Source organism: Bradyrhizobium sp. SZCCHNR2028 (assembly GCF_032380995.1).
In the GTDB taxonomy this organism is placed as follows: domain Bacteria; phylum Pseudomonadota; class Alphaproteobacteria; order Rhizobiales; family Xanthobacteraceae; genus Bradyrhizobium.
The window spans coordinates 270,817-290,943 of the sequence record NZ_JAUHJF010000004.1; the positions used below are offsets into that span (position 1 = coordinate 270,817).

Genomic DNA, 20,127 nt, shown 5'->3' on the forward strand with positions numbered 1-20,127 from the left:
CTCCGCGAAATGGGCCGCCGTGGACTGTGACCCGCGGCCGTGCTGGGACGGACCTTACGAAGTTTCCCATGCTAGACAATCATGCTAACGTGCACGGATCGTTTCTCTCGATGAACGAGCGGCTCTAGGATGAAATGGCGGATCGAGGACATTCCGGTGTTCCATGCGGTGGTCGCGACCGGCGGCATGACCGGCGCCTCGCGGTCCCTGGGCATGCCGAAATCCTCGGTCAGCAAATCGGTCGCCCGGCTCGAGCAGGATCTCGGCATCCGGCTGTTCGACCGCAACTCGCGGCGCGTCCGGGTGACCCGCGAGGGCGAGCTGTTCTTCCAGCAATGTCAGAAGATCCTGGATCAGGTCTCTGAGGCCGACGCGGTCATGACCGGGCTGGTCGGCGTGCCCAGCGGCCGACTGTCCGTGGCGCTGCCGCCGGCATTCTGCGAGGAGATCCTGGCCCCGCAGCTCGCCGAATTCCACCGCCGCTATCCGCGCATCGAGCTCGATGTCGAGGCCACCACGCGGGCGATCGACATGCTGGCCGACCGCTTCGACATCGCGGTCGTGGTCGGCGTGCAGGAGAATTCCGAACTGGCGCAGAAGGTGCTGATCGGCGGCCGCCTGATCTGGGTGACCAGCCCCGCTTATCTCGCCGCGCACGACATCGGCGACGACGTCCGCGCGCTGGAGCGCCATCTCATGATCTGCGAGCGGCGCTATGGCGATCGCACCCTGATGATCAAGCAGCACGGCCATCTCGTCCGCTTCGACGTCGGTGCGCATGTCGCCCGCATCAACAATCCGCTGGCGGTGCGCCGCGCCGTCGCCCATGGCGCCGGCATTTCCTTTCTGCCGGAGCACTATTGCGTCGAGCTGCTCGGCGAGGGCCGGCTGGTCGAGATCGGCAGGGGGGTCGTGTTCGACACCCGCGCCGCCCAGCTGACCGCGATCTTTCCGAGCCGCAAGCTGATCTCCTCGCGCGCCCGTGCCTTCCTCGACTTCCTCGAGGAGATCTGCACCGCGTCCGCGCAAACCCTGATCGGTCAGACCTGAGGTGCGCCGTCCGCCTGTCTCACGCAAGCCGATGGAATGACGGCGGCAATGGCTCTCGCACCAGCTCGCTCAGATCGAGCGTTTCACCGCTGTCGGCGATATCCGAGAACAACACCTCGATGAAGGGATGCTGACGGTTGGATGCGGCGCCGCGCCGATATTTCCTGCTCACGATCCGCTCGATCGCACCAAGGTTCAATTTTCCCAGCGCATTGTATTGGACACGAAACAGGCTCTGCCGGCCGCCCGTGTGCTCGATCGACTCGGCCCAGATGTCCATCACCTTGCGGCTGACGAAGGCCTCGACGCCGACGGTGCCATCCTGGGCGAGCAGGCGCAATCCGTCCATCGTATGCGGCTGCACATCGACGCTAAATTGGCTCAGCGACATCGGAGATCCCTTTCTGTTGCGTGCATCGGCGGTCTCACGGGAGAGTCGAGAACGGCGATCGGCGCATCGAACGTGTAGGAGAGCCCTGACGGCGCATAGTTCAACTGAACCTCGCCGCCGAGCTGCACGCCGAGCGTTTCGATCAGCCGGGTTCCGAAGCTTCGGCTGGCGGGCTGTTGAACGACCGGGCCGTGTCTTTCGGTCCAGGCGAAGCGGACCCGGCGTTGGTCGACGGTCCACAGCAGATCGACGCGTCCTTCCGGCACGGACAGCGCACCGAACTTCAGGGCGTTCGTGCACAGCTCGTTGAGCGTCATCGCGATGGCGATGACGGCATCCGGCGTCACCAGCACGTCGGGCCCGGTGATCGCAAAGCGTGAGTCGTCGGGCGTGTCGAAGGCCTGGACGGACGTACGGATCACCGTGCGGAGATCGCCGCTGGACAATTTCGCTTGCAGGAGGAGATCGTGTGCCCGTCCGAGGGCCAGGAGCCGCCCGGAGATGGCATGCTGTGCATCCTTGGTCGCCGGCACGTTGCGGAGGCTCTGGGAGACGATGGCGGTGACGGTCGCGAGCGTATTCTTGATGCGATGGTGCAGCTCCTCAAGAATGAGCTTTTGCAGCCTGCTCGCCGTCTCGCGTTCTCTCGCCTCGATTTCGGCCTGCTCGGACCGGGTCTTGGCATTGCTCTCGGCCTCGACGAGCAGGCGCTTCAGCCCGATGATTTCCGTCAGCAGAAAGTCGGGATCCACGACCGTGCCGTGAGGAGGCTCTGTGGTGAGGTTGATCTCGAGCATTGGCTGACATGTCCTTGTACCGGATGCCGCCCTCGGAGGGCACGATGGTACGCAGGAGCAGGCCGCCCCAGCGTCACTTCGTTCGCGAGCGGACACTTCCGTTGAAATGCCCGAGTATCTCGGCGGCGTTTGCGAGGATGGTCGCCTTCCTGATCGCGGCAGCGCGCTCGCCGCCCTGCTGCATCAGGCCCGCCGTCTCCAACGCATTCTCCGCCCTGGTGGCGAGTGTCGCGTGCAGCGATGACCGCTCTCGCTTGGCCGGCTCGGAGGGCTTGTTGGGGTGAACTGGCGCAAGCGCCCCGCTGCGAACGGCGGCCATTGGATCAGAATCGCGGCGACGATCAGCAGCCCAAAGAATGGCGGCGCCAGGAGCGGTCGCACCAACCACGCGCGCACTGGACGTGGTGGTGTTCGAAGAGGTGTTCGAGGTTTTCGACATGCTGTCCGCCTTCTGGTCGCGGCGGGAGCGCATGGCTCTCAGTCACCGATGGCAGCCGGGGGACGCGCGGTGATCATCAACATATGGAGTGTGCGCGCGCAATAGCGAGGTCCAGCCCGAAACTATTTGTCGTGAGGATCTGGTCGCCGCCATCGCCTGAAGCGAGAGCGAGTCTGGCCTGACGGCTCATCCGACGTTCGTAGCATCGTTGCATCGACATGCGAACGTCGGACGCCTGGCTCATTTGTGGATCATGTGCAGTTCTGATCGCGATGCCTTGGCATGGAGTCAGAACGTCGGACGTGTTATCGGCCGATTCCGACGCTCACGCCGGGCGCGCGGATGCCGATGCCGTCACGATCTTCATAGCCACGCCCTTCATAGTCACGCCGCTCGTGCCGGCCATAGCCGTAGGCGCCGCGGTCTTCGCGGATGATGACACGGCGTTCGCGGCTTTGGCGCCAGCAGCGGCCGTTCTCGTTGCAGACCAGGCGAACCTGCTGGATGCTGCTCTCCGGGAGGACCGATATACTGGCCGTGAGCGGGGCAGCGGAGGCGGCTGCAGCCATCAATGTGCTCGCGGCTACTGCGAGAGTGATCGTAAGAATCTTCATGGTGATGAGATGTCTCCGGGTGGGGGGATTGCGTCATGGAACCAATCTGCTGGCAATCCCATGGTTCCCCCGGCGGCGTCATTTGTTTCGTCCCGAGGCTCTGGCGTCGAACGGCAGCCTGCGCGCCATCGCGGCGGCAGCCTGCGCCCGTGACGCCGGAGCGCGGCGATGCTGCGCTCCGGCTGGCAAGGTCATCCCCGCCGGGCCGCCTCGATGGCGGCGACGTCGATCTTCTTCATCGCCATCATCGCGGCAAACACGCGCTTGGCCTCGGCTCCGCCGGCTGCCATCGCGTCGGTGAGCGCGCGCGGCGTGATCTGCCAGGAGATGCCCCATTTGTCCTTGCACCAGCCGCATTGGCTTTCCTGGCCGCCATGGCCAACGATGGCGTTCCAGTAGCGGTCGGTCTCTTCCTGATCGTCGGTGGCGATCTGGAACGAGAACGATTCATTGTGGGTGAACGCGGGACCGCCATTGAGGCCGAGGCAGGGGATGCCACACACCGTGAATTGCACTGTCAGCACGTCGCCGGCCTTGCCGGACGGATAGTCGCCCGGCGCGCGGTGCACGGAGGCCACGTGGCTGTCGGGAAACACCTCGGCATAGAACCGCGCGGCCGCCTCGGCGTCCTTGTCGAACCACAGGCAGATCGTGTTTTTGTTCGTCGGCATCGCAGGGGTCCTCTCCGGTCCGGGTGCAGGCCACGCTTCAACCTTGGATAGGCGGCCATTTGGGAGTGCTCAAGCCAGCTCGTATCGATACGGCTGACCCAAGGACGGTCCGCATGCGCACATGCCGACACGACGGCCGGCGTTTCCAGCAGATTTTTTTCAGGTGGTCTGCAGCGGGTCGGTTCCGCCAACGGTTGTGGTCTTGGCGCAGTCATATCGTATGGACGTGTCGTGAGGCTTGCCGCCGCGGGTCCTGCGGCAGGGGGAATTGCATGAAAGCCATCACGCCGTCCGTGATATCGGACGCGCTCCTCCTGCTGGCATTCGTTTTCGCAGCCGGGAGCGCCGCCGAGGCGGTCGGGTTCACCTGCGTCGCGAAGATGTCGCAGCAGCTCACGCCGGCCAAGCTGGAGAGTCCGATCACGCGAACCTGCCTTCGTCTCGGTCCGCTCGTGATCGGCGACGCTGCGATCGGGCAGGACGTGTGATCTCGATCCGGATTCGTCAGCCGTGAGGCCAGTCGAGGCTCGGGCCGCCGTAGCCGGATTTGCGCCGCGGATATCCGCTCCGTCGTGACAAGCTGCCAGGTAACCTTTCCAGGTCCGCGATCGAACCGTCGGAACAACATGGTCCGGAGCGGTCAGCGGAGGTATCCGATTGCAGATCACACGCCCGCGCATCGTGCGCATCACGCACCGGCCGAGCGGCGAGGTGATTGCCGAGGGGCCGGTCGGACTCTGGGGCATCACGCCGTTCGAAGGAAATCTCTACATCCGGCGGCGCTACCTGAAGACGGGCCATCTTCGGCTGAACTGGATCCCCGGGCTGTGCATCTACAAGTTCTTGTACGTTTGGCTGGACCTTCGGCTTCCGGATGGCCGGCGTGAGCCGTCGATCGGCTGGCTGTACTGGCTACCCAATCCGCTGTTCTTCTTCATCGCATTCCGTCCCGCCGTGCCGCAGTCGTCGCCCGTTCTCGTCGTCGAGGAGGTGACGGAATGAGCGTGGCGAGCCGGCGCGATGTGACCGGCGGCCTGCTGTCGGTCCTCATGGCGGGCGCGGGATCCGCCCTGGCTGCGCCGCCTCACGATGACGTGCCGGCCTTCGCGGACGGGCGCCATCAGCTCATCTTGCTGCGGCCGCAACAGAGCCTGCCGCCGGTGAGGCTGTTTCGCCTCGAGGGCGGGACGCTCGATCTGGCCGCGCTGCGCGGCGCGCCGATCCTGCTGAACTTCTTCGCCTCATGGTGCGCGGCCTGCCGCACCGAACTGCCGGTGCTGGATCAACTCGCGCGCAGCGTCGCCCATGATCGCCTGCAGGTCGTCGCGGTGTCCGAAGACCGGAGCGATCGCGACCGTGTCGGTCGTTTCGTCGGGTCGCTTGGGCTGAAGACGCTGCCGATCTGCCTCGATCCGAACGGATATGTGGCCCAGCAGGGCGACGGCAGCGGCAGGACCGCGCCGTTCATCCTCCATGGAATGCCGATCACCTACCTGATCTCCGCTTCGGGCCTCGTCATCGGATACCTCCAGGGCGCCGCCGATTGGTCGTCGTCGGCGGCCGCCGATCTATTCGTCTATCTCAGGCGCAATTGAGGGACGCCATCTCGAACGCGGCGACGTAACCTTCCGCCGCATCCGAACGAACCGATGTGCAGGCGTGCCGATGGCCGCCAGACGCCTGCAATGTCCGCAGGCTGAACCCTGAGAATGGAGGAACACGCATGTCCAATCGCACGCTGTCCGCAATGATTGTCGGCGCATTCGCGGTCGCCGCCGGCACGCTTGCCGTGACGTCCGCCTCGGCGGAGATGATGGCCAAGGGCGACATGGAAAAGATGATGAAGGCCAAGCAGGCCGAGACCATGAAGGCCATGAAGGACGGCAAGATGGAGAAGTGCTTCGGCGTCGCGCTGAAGGGCCAGAACGATTGCTTCGCAGGCGCCGGCACGACCTGCGCGGGCACGAGCACGGCGGACTATCAGGGCAATGCCTTCAAGCTCGAACCCAAGGGCACCTGCACGACGATGCAGACCCCGAAGGGATCGGGAAGCCTCACGCCGAAGGCCTGATGCCGCGGGCGGGCTGCGCGCGGCCCGCCTCACTTCTTGATCGGAGACTGCACGTGTCACGCTCGCAATTCTCGACGGCTGCAGGGATCCCTGCACGGGGGGGCGTCGGCCTGAAGGCCGAGCACTACCGCTGCATCGTCGAAACATCGCCCGACATCGGCTTCTTCGAAGTGCATGCCGAGAACTACATGGGCGCGGGCGGACCGCCGCACCGCTACCTCATGGCTATTCGCGAGCGCTATCCGCTGTCGCTTCACGGCGTCGGATTGTCGATCGGCGCCGATCGCCCGCTCGACCAAGCCCATCTCGGCCGCCTCCGCCAATTGATCGCGCGCTACGAGCCCGGATTGTTCTCGGAACACCTCGCGTGGTCGTCGCACGAGTCCGGGTTCTTCAACGATCTGCTTCCGGTCCCTTACACGACGGAAACCCTGAACCGCATCTGCGCCAATATCGACGAGGTGCAGAGCGCGCTCGGCCGCCGCATGCTGCTCGAAAATCCGTCCACCTATGTCGCGTTCGCGGAGAGCAACTGGTCCGAACCCGCCTTCATTGCCGAGATCGCGCGCCGCACCGGCTGCGGACTCCTGCTCGACGTCAACAACGTGCACGTCGCCGCAACTAATCAGCAGTGGGATCCGTATTCCTATCTCGACGCGTTTCCGCTTGGGCATGTGCTGCAGATCCATCTCGCCGGTCACGCGCGCGAGGCCGACGAGCACGGACAGCCGCTCCTTATCGATACCCATGACCGTCCGGTCGACGACGTGGTCTGGGCGCTGTATGCGCGTGCCATCCGGTCGATCGGCCCCGTGCCGACGCTGGTCGAGTGGGACGCCGAGGTGCCACCCTGGCCGGTGCTCGCGGAAGATGCCAGCCGCGCCGAGGCGGTCATGCGCATGCAAGTGACGGAGGTGGCGTGATGCCGCCGCCTGCTGAACGTCTTGGCAGCTTTGCGCGGGCGCTGCTCGACCCCGAGCAGCCGGTGCCCGCCGGTCTGGTCGGGCCGGACGGCACGCCGAGCCGGCGACGGTTCGGCGTCTACCGCAACAACGTCGTGGTCGGCTTGACGGCCACGCTGAAGGACGCCTATCCCGCAGTGCATCGCATCGTCGGAGCGGAGTTCTTCCAGGCCATGGCGCGCCGCTATGTCGTCTCCGAGCTTCCGCGCTCTCCCATCCTGCTCGATTACGGCGCCGGCTTCGCCGCGTTCATCCACGGCTTCGCGCCGGCATCGGCGCTGCCCTATCTGGCGGATGTCGCGCGGATCGAGCGCGCCTGGACGGAGGCCTATCACGCCGCCGAGGCCGGGCCGGTCACACCGGCGGCCTTCGCAGCCGTTGCGCCGGCCGATCTGCCCGGGCTTCGCCTGCGGTTTCATCCGTCGTTGCGGCTCGTCGGCTCATCGTTTCCTGCGCTCACGATTTGGCAGATGAATGCGGCGGGAGGAATTCCTGGCCCTGTAGATCTCGACGCCCGAGAGGCCGCGCTGATCGTTCGTCCGGACGCTGATGTCGTGGTCCGCTCGATCCCCGCGGGCAGCCTCGCTTTCGTCGAGGCCCTCCTGGCTGGCCGATCGGTCCTGACGGCGCTCGAGAATGCGCTGCGCGCCGACGTCCGCTTCGAGCTGGCCGGAACGCTCCACGACCTGATCCACAGCGGAGCCGTGATCGGCTTCGACCTCGCGCCGATGGCGGGGACGGCATGAGAACGGCCGCAACCATTCCAGCCCTCGCCGTCGTCGTGCGTGACGTCGCGGATCGGCTCGCTCGCCTGGCGGGGACCGTGGCGCCGCCGGTGCTGCGGATCGCGCTGGCGGTCCCGTTCTTCAGATCCGGCCTGACCAAGTGGGATGGGTTGCTGTCGCTGTCGCCGGCCGCTTCCTATCTGTTCGAGGATGAGTTCAAGCTGCATGTGTTCGGGCAGGCCTACGATCTTCCCTGGCCTACGGCCTTCGCATTCTTCGATGGCGTGGCTGAGATCGTGCTGCCCGTGCTTCTGGTGGCCGGGCTCGCGACCCGGCTGAGCGCGCTCGGGCTTCTGATGATGACCGCAATCATTCAGCTCGTGGTCCCCGACGGCTGGGCCAATTTTCATCTGCCATGGGCTGCGATGGCCGTTGCGATCATCGCCCTGGGGCCGGGGCCTGTCAGTCTCGATCGTCTCGCAGCGTCGTTCGGTCGAAAGGCGGAGGGCGCCGATGAGCAGTGATTCGGGCGGTCCCGCACCGCGGCTGAGGCTCGTCGCGGCCGGCCATCAGGCGCGTGCCGAGGTCAGGCCGGAGCGGCGGGCGCTCGATTGGGCGATCCTGATGGCGCATGCCCAGGAGGGTGACCGCGTCGCCTATCAGCGACTGCTGCAGGAGATCACGCCGTATCTGCGCTCGCTCGCGGCCCGGCGCTGCAACGACCGCAGCGACATCGAGGACGCGGTGCAGGACGTGCTGTTGACCATTCATTCGATCCGCCACACCTATGATCCGACGCGCCCGTTCGCGCCGTGGCTGGTGACCATCGCCAACCGTCGACTGATCGATCGGGTGCGGCGGCAGGTCCGCCAGCGTGGGCGAGAGATCGCGCTGGCGCCGGAGCACGAGATTGCAGCCGGGCCTGAGACCAGTGCGGAGGCGGCCCCTGACCGCCGCGAACTGGAGCGGGCGATCGGCAACCTTCCGCCGGCCCAGCAACAGGCCGTGCGACTGCTCAAGCTCAAGGAGCTGTCGCTCAGGGAGGCGTCAGCGGCGACCGGAATGTCCACGACGTCCTTGAAAGTCAACATGCACCGCGCTCTGAAGAGCCTTCAGAAGCTGCTCATTCCGCGGAACGAGCCATGATCAAGACCGATGACCTGATCGACTCTCTTGCGACCGACATGCGGCCGGTGAGACGGCTGCGGCCGCCGCTGCTGCGCGCCTGCGGCTGGCTGCTGGGAGCAGCCGCCATCGTGGCGTTGCTCGCCGTCAACCAGGGGATCCGTCCGGATCTGGCGCAGCGCATGCACGATGCGCCCTTCGTCACCAGCCTGCTGGGATCGATCCTGACCGGCGTGCTCGCGGTGATCGCGGCGTTCCTGGTCAGTCTTCCCGACCGCTCGCGACTCTGGATGCTCCTGCCGCTGCCGGCGCTTGCGCTCTGGCTGTCCAACATCGGCTATCAGTGTCTGACGGACTGGATCTCGATCGGTCCCGACGGCATGAGTCCGGGCGAAGCGGCGCGCTGCTTCACGACGCTCGCGGTGACGAGTCTGCCGCTGTCGCTGGCCTTGCTGGTGATGCTGCGCTATGCCGCGCGGCTTCGTCCCACCATGGTCGCTCTGATGGGAAGCCTCGCCGTCTCTGCGATCACGTCGACGGCGCTCGCGCTGTTCCATACCATCGACGCCTCGGTGATGATCCTGATGTGGAACGTCGGAACGGCGGTCCTGCTCATGGGGGTGGCCGCCCTGTTTGGCCGCCGCATGTTCCTCTCGATCGCGCCACGCGTCTTTGCCCAGGACTGAGCTCGCAGTGCTGCGCGCCACGAACATGGGCGGCAGCGGGCGTAACCTTTGTCGCGTTCGAAGCGAACAGCCAGCAGGGCTTCGGCGCGGGCAGGCCCGCCAGGACGCGCATCGCGCGCGTCGACATGCACGCGGCGCCAGGAGAATAAGACGATGCAACGATCGAAGAATCTGATCTCGTGGGCCGGCCCGGTGCTGCTGCTCGCGTCACTCGCTGCCTCCGGCCCCAGCATGGCTGCCGATGCAAGCCATCTGACCTTCGTCACGCATGCTGCATTCTTCTCGGCCGAGACAAAGCAGCCGAAGTCGGTCGATCCCCATGCCTTCGTCGCGGACGCGGCAGCGCCGGTCGCCGTCGGGCCGCAGAACATCTCGCATGTCGCCGGCTTCCGGCCAGCCTTCATCGATCAGGATGCGATGACCGTTGCAATCTCCAATGCCAAGGGAGAGGCGATCGGCTTCACGCTCGGCGACTGGCTGGCAGCGAGCGGCAGCGTGACGCTCACGCCGGCGGCTGGCGGCAAGGTCGAGATTGCCATGAGCTTCGATCATCTGAAGCCGGGCGGCCATTACAGCCTGTTCGAAAACCATTTCGACCAGAAGCCTGTCGGCTTCACGCCGCTCGACGGCACTGCCACGACCAACGACTTCGTGGCCAGCGCAGATGGCAAGGCCAAGCTGACGATCATGGTGCCGCAGCCTCTGACCCACGACAACGCCGTACTGCTCGTCTATCACAGCGACGGTGCGGCTCATGGCGCGCAGCGCGGCGACATCGGCGTCAATGCCCATCATCAGCTGATCGCACGGATTCCGGAATAGGCGGTCAGAGAGCTGGCGCATGGTGGCAAGGCCGGCGAGGTGACCCGACTATTCGTAGGCCATCATGCACGGTTGTGGGGGCAGGGGGATCGCAGATGGACAAGAGCGCAGTGCTGGCAGCGCCTGTGGCCGTCCTCTGAGACCCCCGCCTGCCGCGGCCTCGGACCATGAGAGCTCAGCAACGGCTGCGGACATCAACGATGCAAATGCGATCGCTTTGGTCGTTCAGGGGAAAGGCCTTAGGAGCGACCGAACGGCCGAACGATGAGCTTCTCGCGCTGTTTCGGGGCAGGCGGCCTGCCGATTGGAAAGATTTTTATTGCTGTTTTTCAGAAACTGTGCTTATGTCGGCGCAACCCGCCTCGAGCAGAGGGACGTACGCGTCGTCACGAACGTGGAGGTGGGCTGCGATGGACGTGATGGCTGTGCCGACGAGCGCAGTGGTTACGTACGGCGAAGTCGTGTGGTCCTGGCCTCTCGACGCTGAGGTCAAGTCCGTGAGCGTTGCTTGACGGCACGCGCGGGCGATGGGGGCAAGAAAGCCGATCCCCAGGGAGAGCACGAAGGACACCGTTAACACCGTCGCGCGGGGAAGGCCGGGTCTGTCCGGCTGTACCTGTGGTACCTGCCGCCTGCATTCTTTTGAGCAGGCGGGCCACGGGCCTCAGCCGAGGTCCGGCCTTCCTCGCGCCCTCTCTTTGTTCAGAGGGACACGAATGCTGCATCACCCGGGCACGACGTGCCGCGGGATGAAAGATGCTTATCACTTCGCCTCCGTGATGAGGCCGAAGGTGTCGACATTTACTCAACTGTCGTCCCGGACAAGCGCGCAACGCGCGCGCCGATCCGGGATCATAACCCCAAGGAGATGTGCGAGGCACGATGGTCGACCATTCTCGCCCAGCCGCATCCGCCGCGGCGTATGGATCCCGGGTCGGCGTCCGGCAACGCTCCGCGTTGTCGGACTTGCCCGGGACGACACTGAATGCTTGGCGCGTCTTGGACTTCATCACCAGCAATGTGAGTTTTGCAGCGCTGCTCCGATCCATGTATCCAGCAGCCGCACAACACAGAGGAAATGCACATGACCAAGACCGCCGCCGAAATCGAGGACGACCGTCAGATCCGCGAGCTGTTGCAGAATTGGGCGATCTGGCGCGATGCCGGCGATTGGGAGCGTTTCCGCACGGTGTGGCATCCGGATGGGCGGATGATGGCGACGTGGACGCAGGGCACCGGTGACGAGTTCATCGAGATCAGCAAGGCGGCCTGGGCCAAGGGTGTGAACATCCTGCACTTTCTCGGCGGCATCTCGGTCGATCTCGCCGGCCAGCGCGCGATCGCGCAGACCAAGATGACGATCTCACAGCGCGCCGAAGTCGAAGGCGTCGTTTGCGACGTGCTCTGCACCGGCCGCTTCTACGACTTTCTCGAGAAGCGCGCGGGCAAATGGGGCATCGTGCTGCGCCAGCCGATCTATGAGAAGGATCGCATGGACCCGGTGACACCCGGCGCGGTGCCGGCGCTGGATCGTGCGCTGCTCGAGCAGTTTCCCGTGGGGTATCGGCATCTCGCCTATCTGCAGACGCGCATCGGCTACACGGTGAAGCGCGATATGCCCGGGCTGAAGGGGCCGGAAGTCGAAGCGCTCTATGCACGCGGCGCCGCGTGGCTTCGGGGCGAGCACTCGTGATCGTCGAACCCTGCCTCGCTGGCGCCGCGCTGCCTGCGGGATCTGCTCTCGCCGTGGGGCGGCTGATCCCTCGTGCCTGTGGTCCCGTTGCCAGGCAAAGATGCCAAGGGATCGAGCGCTCGCTGGGCGGCGAAGACCGAAGCCGAACGGGTGACATCTGGTCGAGGACCGGCGAGGAATCAACGCAAGTCACTGAATCAGAAAGGATTGTCTGTCAGCTTCGTTCCTTCTGGCGGAACCGTCGCGCGGCTGAGAAGGTGTTTTGTATACAGAAATGGCAGATGTGGACATGGAACAGGCGGAACTTGCGCCTTGTCTCCCATTTATTGTATACAGCGGTCAGTTGGACGTATACCGACACGAGGACACGCCATGGCCGCTTCTTTTCCGATGAATGCCTGGTACGCCGCTGCCTGGGACGCTGAGGTCAAGCAGGCCCTGCTGCCGCGGACGATCTGCGGCAAGCACGTCGTGATGTACCGTAAGGCCGACGGCACCATCGCCGCGCTCGAAGATGCTTGCTGGCACCGGCTGGTGCCGCTGTCCAAGGGGCGGCTGGAAGGCGATACTGTCGTTTGCGGCTATCACGGCTTGAAGTTCAGCCCGCAGGGCCGCTGCACGTTCATGCCCTCGCAGGAGACCATCAACCCCTCGGCCTGCGTGCGGGCCTATCCGGCGGTCGAGCGGCATCGGTTCATCTGGCTGTGGATGGGCGATCCGGCGCTGGCCGATCCCGCGACCATTCCCGACATGCACTGGAATCACGATCCGGCCTGGGCCGGCGATGGCAAGACCATCCACGTCAAATGCGACTACCGGCTGGTGGTCGACAATCTGATGGATCTCACGCACGAGACCTTCGTGCACGGCTCGTCGATCGGCAACGACGCGGTGGCGGAAGCGCCGTTCGACGTCACCCATGGCGAGCGCACCGCGACCGTGACGCGCTGGATGCGCGGCATCGAGCCGCCGCCGTTCTGGGCGAAGCAGCTCGGCAAGCCCGGTCTCGTCGACCGCTGGCAGATCATCCGCTTCGAGGCGCCGTGCACGGTGACGATCGACGTCGGCGTCGCCCCGACCGGGACGGGCGCGCCGGAGGGCGACCGCTCGCAGGGCGTCAACGGCATGGTGCTCAACACCATCACGCCGGAGACCGACAAGACCTGCCACTATTTCTGGGCGTTCGCCCGCAACTACCAGCTTTCCGAGCAGCGGCTGACGACGGAGATTCGCGAGGGCGTGTCGGGCATCTTCCGCGAGGACGAGCTGATCCTGGAAGCGCAGCAGCGTGCGATGGACGAGAATCCAGGACGCGTTTTCTACAACCTCAACATCGATGCAGGCGCAATGTGGGCACGACGGATCATCGATCGGATGATCGCGCGCGAAACGCCGCTGCGCGAAGCCGCGGAGTAAATGGAATGGCTGAGCGTGACAGCGAGCGCTCGATCTCGCAGACCGTCCGTGCGCAGCTCACTTTGCGCGACCTGATTCTCACCGGCGGCTTGCGCCCTGGCGAGCGCATCTCCGAGCTGCAGGCGGTCGAGGCCGCCGGCGTCTCGCGCACGCCGGTGCGGATGGCGCTGGTGCGGCTGGAGGAGGAGGGGCTGCTCGAGGCCATTCCGTCCGGCGGCTTCATGGTGAAGTCGTTCTCCGAGCGCGACGTGCTCGACTCCATCGAGGTGCGCGGCACGATGGAAGGACTGGCGGCGCGGCTCGCCGCCGAGCGCGGCGTGTCCGTGCGCGACACCGAGCCGATGCGCGAATGCCTCGCCCAGATCGACGAGCTCATCGCGCCCGCCGAGCTCTCGTTCGATGGGTTCTCGGCCTATGTGGCGCTGAATGCGCGCTTTCATGCCTTGCTGGCCGAATTGTCGCGCAGTCCGCCCGTGATCCGTCAGGTCGACCGCGCCAGCGCGCTGCCGTTCGCCTCGCCGAGCGGCTTCGTGATGGCGCAATCGGCGCTCCCCGAGGCGCGTCACATCCTGGTGGTCGCGCAGGAGCATCACCGCATCGTCATCGACGCGATCGAGAACCGCGAGGGCGCGCGCGCCGAGGGGATCATGCGCGAGCATGCCCGGCTTGCCGCCCGCAATCTGCGGCTGGCCGTGAAGGCGCGTGGTCCGATGGACCTCGTGCCGGCGGCGGTGCTGATCAAGACGCAGACCAACGGCTGAGGAGGCGATCATGCGATTCCAGGACAATTGGTCGCCTGCGACCCTGGTCTCGACACGCGACCTCGCGCCGGGCATCCGCGAATTCATTCTGCGGCCCGACGGCTATGTCTGCGCGCCCTATGCGGTTGGCAGCCACATCAAGGTCGGCGTTCTCGCCGCCGGCCAGCCCGATGTCCGCTCCTATTCGCTGGTCGGCGAGGCGGATCCGCGTGGCTACCGGATCGCCGTGCGCTTCGCCGAGGATTCCCGCGGCGGGTCGCGCTATCTGTGGTCGCTGCAGCCCGGTGCGCGGCTGGATGTGGCGAGCCCGACCTCGCTGCTGCAGGTCGACTGGCAGCGTCCGCATTATTGTCTGGTGGCCGGCGGCATCGGCATCACGCCGCTGGTTGGGGCCGCGCACGCGCTGCTCCGCAAGACGCCGAACGTCTCGTTGCACTACGTGGTGCGATCGCAGGGCGAGGCGGCCTATGTCGATGAGCTCTCGGCGCTGCTCGGCGACCGGCTCGCGGTGTATGCCGCAGACCAGTCGCAGCGGCTGGACCTGCCCGGTCTGTTTTCGAGTCTGCCGTCCGGAGCAGCCGTGCTGTTCTGCGGACCGATGCGGATGCTGGATGCCGCGCGCAGCGCGTGGGCGGCGTGCGGCCGCGCTCCCGCCGATCTCAGCTATGAGACGTTCGGATCGAGCGGCCGGCTGTCGACCGAGCCGTTCAAGGTCCGGCTGCGTGGCAGCGGCGAGGAAATCGTGGTGCCGCGCGACCGCTCGATGCTCGACGTGCTGAATGTCGCCGGCCATGAGGTCATGGCGGATTGCCGGCGCGGCGAGTGCGGCGTCTGCGCGGTCGACGTGGTCGAGGTCGAGGGCGAGATCGATCATCGCGACGTGTTCTTCAGCGCCGAGCAGAAGCACGACAACCGCAAGCTCTGCGCCTGCGTGTCGCGCGCCCATGGCGTGGTCACGATCGATACGATGGAACGAGCCGACGCGCTGTGAGCGCGATGCCGGCTACTTGTCGGCGAGGCTGACCGGCATCGCTTCCTGCGGCTTGGCGGCCGGTCTCCGGCCGCTCTGCTCCGCGGCAAGAGAGGCCCGCGCCGCCTTGAGGCGCGCGTCGGCGTCCTTGTCGGCGAGCAGCGCGTCGGTGAGGTTGGCCTCCGCGATGTAGGCGGCCTCGGCCGCGGCCTTGGCCGCCGCGATGTTGGTAGCGGTGGGATTGGCCTTCGCCAGCACCTCCGCCGCGTCGCGGTCGGAAATGGCCTTCTCGTTGGCCGCCAGCGCCGCATCGAGATTGGCGTCGGCGACCGTCTCGGCAGCATGGGCAGCCGCCAGCGTCGCCGCGGCGGGACTGAGCGGCGGCCGGGGGCGCAGTGGTTTCGCCGTGGCCTGCGGCTTGACGGTCTGAGCCTGTGGCGGGAGCGCGGGCGGAGAGGATGGTGGGAGTGCCGTTGGCTGCTGGATGGGAGGTGGCTGGAGCGATGGCATGGTCGGTACGAGCCCGATCGGCACCATCCGCGCAAACGAGCTGCGCGCGTCGCGCATCAGGCCGCCCATGATGTCGTCGAGCGGATCGGCCATCGCGGTCCCGCTCAACGCTGCGCCGGCAAGCATGCCGATCGCACCGGCGACATGTCTCGACGTGATGCAGACGGCCATCGGAGCCTCCCTTGCGACGAGATCGGGCCAGCCGACCCCTCGCGCTCGCCGGCTGCCTTATTCCGGAAATGGGTTTGCAGGGTGGCGCCATCGTGGAGCGTCGCGCCCGACATGCGCCGCATCTGCCACATTGGGCTTTCAGGCGAGCTCTTCGCGCACCCGCGCCGCCGCCCCACACATCGCCTTCAATTTCCCGAAGGCGGTCGCACGCGGCAGATATTTCATGCCACAGTCCGGCGCCACGACCAGCCGCTCCGGCGCCACCACTTTGAGGCCGTTGCGGATGCGCTCGGCGACGACCGCGACCGGCTCGACCTCGGCATCGCCGAGATCGAGGACGCCGAGCACGATGGTCTTGGTCGAGAGATCTTTGAGAACGCCGAGGTCGAGTCGCGGCTGCGCCGCCTCGATCGCGATCTGCGCGGCGTGGCAATCGGCAAGCTCGGCCAGGAACGCATATCCGCTCGGCTTGCTGGAGCCCGGCACGACGGCGGCATAACCGAAGCAGACGTGAACGATGGTGGGCACCGTAATATGATCGAGCGCCCGGTTGATCGCCTTGACGGCATAGCGCCGCGCCGCCCGCGGATTGTTGCGGACCCAGGGCTCGTCGAGCTGGATGACGTCGGCGCCGGCGCGTTGCAGGTCGCGGGCCTCGGCATTGACGACGTCGGCGAAGGCCATCGCGAGCGCCTCGTCGTCACGGTAGAAGTCGTCCTGGGCTTGCTGGCTCAATGTGAACGGCCCGGGCAGGGTGATCTTGGCGGCATGCTTGGTGTTACGGCGGAGGAACTCCATGTCACGCAGCTCGACCGGCTGTGTCCGCCGGATCGGGCCGACGACGCGCGGCACCGGCGTCTTGATCCCGGACGGCGAGATGACGATGGCGGGATTGTCGGCATCGACGCCGTCGAGCGCAGTCGCGAACCGGTTGGAGTAGCTTTCGCGCCGGATCTCGCCATCCGACACGATGTCGATCCCGGCCTGTTCCATGTCGTGGATCGCGACAATGGTCGCATCGTCCTGGGCGTCGTCGAGCAGCGGCCGGGGGATGCGCCACATGCCCTGCATGCGAATGCGGGGAACGGACTTTGACAGCATTGCGCGATCGACCAGCCAATCCGGCTGCGGGTAGCTTCCGACCACGGTGGTCGGCAGGAGATGTCGAGGCATATTCACGCAATGCTCTCCCGCGGGTCCGACTCAACCTTTGATATGATAGCAGGCAGTAAGCTCAGGGCAGAATGCAACCTAGCGTTTTATTCGTCTTCGGATCGTCACGGAAATAGTTCGTATTTTCTGCGGTTTATCAGTTCATCATTCTCCACGAGGCGGCATCATCGATGCAACACATCCTGACCCTCAACTCCGGCTCATCCTCGATCAAGTTCGCCTTGTTCGAGGAAGATGCCGCGCTTGTCGAGGCCGTGCATGGCCAGATCGAAGGGCTCGGCGGTGCGGCGCCGCATCTCGAAGCAAAGCTGAGGGACGGTGCGCTGGCTGACGAACGGCTCGATGCCGCGAGCGCCACCGATCACGAGGCGGCTCTCGGCGTCGTGCTCGAGGTACTGCAGCGCGCCATCGGCCGCACCGAAGTCGACGCCGTCGGTCATCGCGTCGTCCATGGCGGGCTCGCTTTCACGCAGCCGATCGTCGTCAATGACGATGTTCTGAATGATCTGCAAAAGCTCATTCCGCTGGCACCATTGCACCAGCCTCACAATCTCTCCGGCGTCCGCGCCGCGCATCGCGCCTTTCCCGATGCCGTGCAGGTCGCATGTTTCGACACCGCGTTCCATCGTTCGCACCCCTGGGTCAATGATACCTATGCCTTGCCGCGTGAGTTCTACGACCAAGGCATCCGCCGCTACGGCTTTCACGGCCTGTCCTACGAATACGTCGTTTCGCGACTGAAGGAGATCGCTCCGCTCGACGAGAAGGGCCGGGTGGTCGTGATGCATCTCGGCAACGGCGCCTCGATGTGTGCGATCCGGGATGGGCAGAGCATCGGTTCGTCGATGGGATTCACGGCGCTCGACGGTCTACCGATGGGCACGCGCTGCGGTCAGCTGGACCCTGGCGTCGTCCTCTATCTGCTTCAGGAGAAGCGGATGACCGCCGAGGCGGTCACCGATCTCCTCTACAATCATTCGGGCCTCAAGGGATTGTCGGGACTGTCGCAGGACATGCGCGAATTGGAGGCAGCCGGCACGCCGGAAGCCCGGCAGGCGATCGACTACTTTGTCGACCGCATCAGGCGCGAGCTCGGCGCCATGGCCGCGATCCTCTCGGGCATCGACGCGGTGGTGTTCTGCGGCGGCATCGGCGAGCACGCATGGCGCATTCGCCAGCGCGTCTGCGAAGGCTTCGAATGGCTCGGGATCGCGTTGGACGACGGCCGCAATCGTGCGAGTCATTCCTTGATCTCCTCGGACCGGTCGCGGGTGCGCGTGCGCGTGGTCAATACCAATGAGGAAATGATGATCGCGCGGCACGCCGCGCGCCTGCTTAGGCAGCAATGACTGAGATGGCCGACCAGACCTGCTGATTTGCCGCTTGCATGTCCTTGCGTTTTGGTATCATCGAGGATGAAAGAATAACAAGGCCGGTGGGGAAGCGATGGAAGGCAGCGTGGCGTTGCGTGAGGCGGACATGGAGTTCGACTACGTCGTGGTCGGTGCCGGATCGGCCGGCTGCGTTCTCGCCAACAGGCTCAGCAGCGACGGCAAGCACACGGTGCTGCTGCTCGAGGCCGGCCCGAAGGACAGCAACATCTGGATCCACATTCCGCTCGGCTACGGCAAGCTGTTCAAGGAAAAATCCGTCAACTGGATGTACCAGACCGAGCCGGAGCCCGGGCTCGACGGCCGCTCCGTGTTCCAGCCGCGCGGCAAGGTGCTCGGCGGCTCCAGCTCGATCAACGGCCTGCTCTATGTGCGCGGCCAGCACGAGGATTACGACCGCTGGCGCCAGCGCGGCAATGTCGGCTGGGGCTATGACGACGTGCTGCCCTATTTCAAGCGGGCGGAAAATCAGTCCCGCGGCGGCGACGACTATCATGGCGTCGACGGCCCGCTGCCGGTGTCCGACTGGCGACACGAGGACCCGTTGTCCGAAGCGTTCGTGAAGGCGGCGGTCGAAGCCGGTTTGCCCTTCAATGGCGACTTCAACGGCCAGAGCCAGGAGGGCGCGGGCTTCTTCCAGACCACCACACGCCATGGCCGGCGCGCCAGCAGCGCAGTCTCCTACCTGCGGCCGGCGCTCGGCCGCAGCAACCTCCACGTCGAGACCGACGCGCTGGCCCAGCGCATCCTGTTCGAGGGACGCCGGGCGTGCGGCGTGACGTTCAGCCAGCGCGGCCGGATGCGGACGGCCCGCGCTCGCAAAGAGATCCTGGTGTCGAGCGGTGCCTATAACTCGCCGCAACTGCTGCAGTTGTCCGGGGTCGGTCCGGGCGAGCTGCTGAAGCAGCACGGCCTCGACGTGGTCCTCGATGCGCCCGGTGTCGGGAGTGACCTGCAGGACCATCTGCAGGTCCGCATCGTGATGCGCTGCAGCCAGCGCATCACGCTCAACGACATCGTCAACAACCCCGTGCGCAAGGTGCTGGCCGGCGCACGCTATGCGGCCTTCCGCAACGGTCCGCTGACGATCGCGGCGGGTACGGCCGGCGCGTTCTTCAAGACCGATCCGCGGCTTGCGAGCCCGGACATCCAGATCCACTTCATCCCGTTCTCGACCGACAAGATGGGCGAGAAGCTGCACACCTTCTCCGGCTTCACCGCCTCGGTCTGCCAGCTCAGGCCCGAAAGCCGCGGTTCGCTGCGGATCAGGAGCGCGGATCCGACGGTGCCGCCGGAAATCCGCATCAATTATCTCGCCAGTGAAACCGACCGGCGGGCCAACATCGAGGGTCTCCGGATCCTGCGGAAAATCCTGGCGGCACCGGCGCTGAGGCCGTATGTCTCGGATGAAGCTTATCCGGGGTCCAAGATCGTGAGCGATGACGACATCCTGGCCTATTGCCGGCAGACCGGCAGCACGATCTACCATCCGACCTCGACCTGCCGGATGGGGGCCGATGCGGTCGCTGTGGTCGATCAACGCTTGCGCGTGCGCGGCGTCGACGGCCTGCGCGTGGTCGATGCCTCGATCATGCCGGATCTGGTTTCGGGCAACACCAACGCGCCGGTCATCATGATCGCGGAGAAGGCCTCCGACATGATCTTGCTGGACGCGCGCTGACGCAGGAA

The 20,127-nt window shown here is 65.7% G+C and carries 24 protein-coding genes; 17 read left to right on the forward strand and 7 right to left on the reverse strand.

The window, feature by feature from the left end:
• The first annotated feature begins 129 nt into the window (after positions 1-129).
• A complete protein-coding gene (locus tag QX121_RS09500; protein WP_315811769.1) occupies positions 130-1,050 on the forward strand; it encodes a LysR family transcriptional regulator in 921 nt (306 codons plus the stop codon).
• 19 nt (positions 1,051-1,069) lie between these two features.
• Here the strand turns inward: QX121_RS09500 and QX121_RS09505 are convergent, their stop codons facing one another.
• From QX121_RS09505 to QX121_RS09525, 5 genes are all read right to left on the reverse strand, one after another.
• Positions 1,070-1,441, reverse strand: a complete 372-nt coding sequence (locus QX121_RS09505; RefSeq protein WP_315811770.1) for a signal transduction histidine kinase — start codon at positions 1,439-1,441, stop codon at positions 1,070-1,072.
• On the reverse strand, positions 1,432-2,238 hold the full coding sequence (locus QX121_RS09510) for a sensor histidine kinase (RefSeq protein ID WP_315811771.1): 807 nt from the start codon (positions 2,236-2,238) through the stop codon (positions 1,432-1,434). The genes QX121_RS09505 and QX121_RS09510 overlap by 10 nt, the downstream gene beginning before the upstream one ends.
• A 73-nt stretch (positions 2,239-2,311) precedes the next feature.
• Positions 2,312-2,677, reverse strand: a complete 366-nt coding sequence (locus QX121_RS09515; RefSeq protein ID WP_315811772.1) for a hypothetical protein — start codon at positions 2,675-2,677, stop codon at positions 2,312-2,314.
• Positions 2,678-2,982: 305 nt separating this feature from the next.
• Positions 2,983-3,291: a hypothetical protein gene (locus tag QX121_RS09520; RefSeq protein WP_315738440.1), complete on the reverse strand. Its 309-nt coding sequence runs from the start codon at positions 3,289-3,291 to the stop codon at positions 2,983-2,985.
• Positions 3,292-3,482: 191 nt separating this feature from the next.
• On the reverse strand, positions 3,483-3,962 hold the full coding sequence (locus QX121_RS09525; RefSeq protein WP_315811773.1) for a VOC family protein: 480 nt from the start codon (positions 3,960-3,962) through the stop codon (positions 3,483-3,485).
• 272 nt (positions 3,963-4,234) lie between these two features.
• On the opposite strand from QX121_RS09525, the gene QX121_RS09530 reads away from it, so the two are divergent.
• The 14 genes from QX121_RS09530 to QX121_RS09595 all read left to right on the forward strand — a co-directional run bounded on the left by QX121_RS09530 (position 4,235) and on the right by QX121_RS09595 (position 15,214).
• On the forward strand, positions 4,235-4,450 hold the full coding sequence (locus tag QX121_RS09530; protein ID WP_315811774.1) for a hypothetical protein: 216 nt from the start codon (positions 4,235-4,237) through the stop codon (positions 4,448-4,450).
• A 169-nt stretch (positions 4,451-4,619) separates the two neighbouring features.
• Complete coding sequence (locus QX121_RS09535; protein WP_315772081.1) at positions 4,620-4,964, forward strand: hypothetical protein; 345 nt, start codon at positions 4,620-4,622, stop codon at positions 4,962-4,964.
• Between the two features lie 20 nt (positions 4,965-4,984).
• Positions 4,985-5,557 (forward strand): TlpA disulfide reductase family protein, encoded by a 573-nt coding sequence (locus QX121_RS09540; RefSeq protein ID WP_315772083.1) that lies wholly within the window; start codon positions 4,985-4,987, stop codon positions 5,555-5,557.
• Between the two features lie 128 nt (positions 5,558-5,685).
• Positions 5,686-6,033 carry a DUF2282 domain-containing protein gene (locus QX121_RS09545; protein ID WP_315738435.1) on the forward strand — a complete coding sequence of 116 codons (348 nt, stop codon included), beginning with the start codon at positions 5,686-5,688 and terminating at the stop codon, positions 6,031-6,033.
• A 53-nt stretch (positions 6,034-6,086) separates the two neighbouring features.
• Positions 6,087-6,956 carry a DUF692 domain-containing protein gene (locus QX121_RS09550; RefSeq protein ID WP_315811775.1) on the forward strand — a complete coding sequence of 290 codons (870 nt, stop codon included), beginning with the start codon at positions 6,087-6,089 and terminating at the stop codon, positions 6,954-6,956.
• A complete protein-coding gene (locus tag QX121_RS09555; protein ID WP_315811776.1) occupies positions 6,956-7,741 on the forward strand; it encodes a DNA-binding domain-containing protein in 786 nt (261 codons plus the stop codon). Before QX121_RS09550 ends, QX121_RS09555 begins: the two co-directional genes overlap by 1 nt.
• Positions 7,738-8,244: a DoxX family protein gene (locus QX121_RS09560; RefSeq protein ID WP_315755483.1), complete on the forward strand. Its 507-nt coding sequence runs from the start codon at positions 7,738-7,740 to the stop codon at positions 8,242-8,244. The genes QX121_RS09555 and QX121_RS09560 overlap by 4 nt, the downstream gene beginning before the upstream one ends.
• Positions 8,234-8,866: a sigma-70 family RNA polymerase sigma factor gene (locus QX121_RS09565; RefSeq protein WP_315811777.1), complete on the forward strand. Its 633-nt coding sequence runs from the start codon at positions 8,234-8,236 to the stop codon at positions 8,864-8,866. The genes QX121_RS09560 and QX121_RS09565 overlap by 11 nt, the downstream gene beginning before the upstream one ends.
• Positions 8,863-9,531: a DUF1109 domain-containing protein gene (locus QX121_RS09570; RefSeq protein WP_315811778.1), complete on the forward strand. Its 669-nt coding sequence runs from the start codon at positions 8,863-8,865 to the stop codon at positions 9,529-9,531. The genes QX121_RS09565 and QX121_RS09570 overlap by 4 nt, the downstream gene beginning before the upstream one ends.
• Positions 9,532-9,684: 153 nt before the next feature.
• Positions 9,685-10,353, forward strand: coding sequence for a hypothetical protein (locus QX121_RS09575; protein ID WP_315811779.1), 669 nt, complete (start codon positions 9,685-9,687; stop codon positions 10,351-10,353).
• Between the two features lie 1,084 nt (positions 10,354-11,437).
• A complete protein-coding gene (locus QX121_RS09580; RefSeq protein ID WP_315738428.1) occupies positions 11,438-12,046 on the forward strand; it encodes a nuclear transport factor 2 family protein in 609 nt (202 codons plus the stop codon).
• A 372-nt stretch (positions 12,047-12,418) separates the two neighbouring features.
• Positions 12,419-13,462, forward strand: coding sequence for an aromatic ring-hydroxylating dioxygenase subunit alpha (locus QX121_RS09585; protein WP_315738427.1), 1,044 nt, complete (start codon positions 12,419-12,421; stop codon positions 13,460-13,462).
• A 5-nt stretch (positions 13,463-13,467) separates the two neighbouring features.
• Positions 13,468-14,223: a GntR family transcriptional regulator gene (locus QX121_RS09590; RefSeq protein WP_315738426.1), complete on the forward strand. Its 756-nt coding sequence runs from the start codon at positions 13,468-13,470 to the stop codon at positions 14,221-14,223.
• A 10-nt stretch (positions 14,224-14,233) separates the two neighbouring features.
• Positions 14,234-15,214 carry a PDR/VanB family oxidoreductase gene (locus QX121_RS09595; protein ID WP_315796793.1) on the forward strand — a complete coding sequence of 327 codons (981 nt, stop codon included), beginning with the start codon at positions 14,234-14,236 and terminating at the stop codon, positions 15,212-15,214.
• 12 nt (positions 15,215-15,226) lie between these two features.
• Here QX121_RS09595 and QX121_RS09600 read toward each other — a convergent pair whose 3' ends face one another.
• On the reverse strand, positions 15,227-15,874 hold the full coding sequence (locus tag QX121_RS09600) for a hypothetical protein (protein ID WP_315811780.1): 648 nt from the start codon (positions 15,872-15,874) through the stop codon (positions 15,227-15,229).
• 138 nt (positions 15,875-16,012) lie between these two features.
• The gene (locus tag QX121_RS09605) at positions 16,013-17,047 is read right to left on the reverse strand and encodes a uroporphyrinogen decarboxylase family protein (protein ID WP_315811846.1); all 1,035 of its coding nucleotides are present in this window, start codon (positions 17,045-17,047) and stop codon (positions 16,013-16,015) included.
• Positions 17,048-17,217: 170 nt separating this feature from the next.
• Between QX121_RS09605 and QX121_RS09610 the strand changes: the two genes are divergently transcribed.
• Entirely contained in the window at positions 17,218-18,396 is a 1,179-nt protein-coding gene (locus QX121_RS09610) for an acetate/propionate family kinase (RefSeq protein WP_315811781.1), read from the forward strand.
• 97 nt (positions 18,397-18,493) lie between these two features.
• A complete protein-coding gene (locus tag QX121_RS09615; RefSeq protein ID WP_315811782.1) occupies positions 18,494-20,119 on the forward strand; it encodes a choline dehydrogenase in 1,626 nt (541 codons plus the stop codon).
• Positions 20,120-20,127 lie beyond the last annotated feature (8 nt).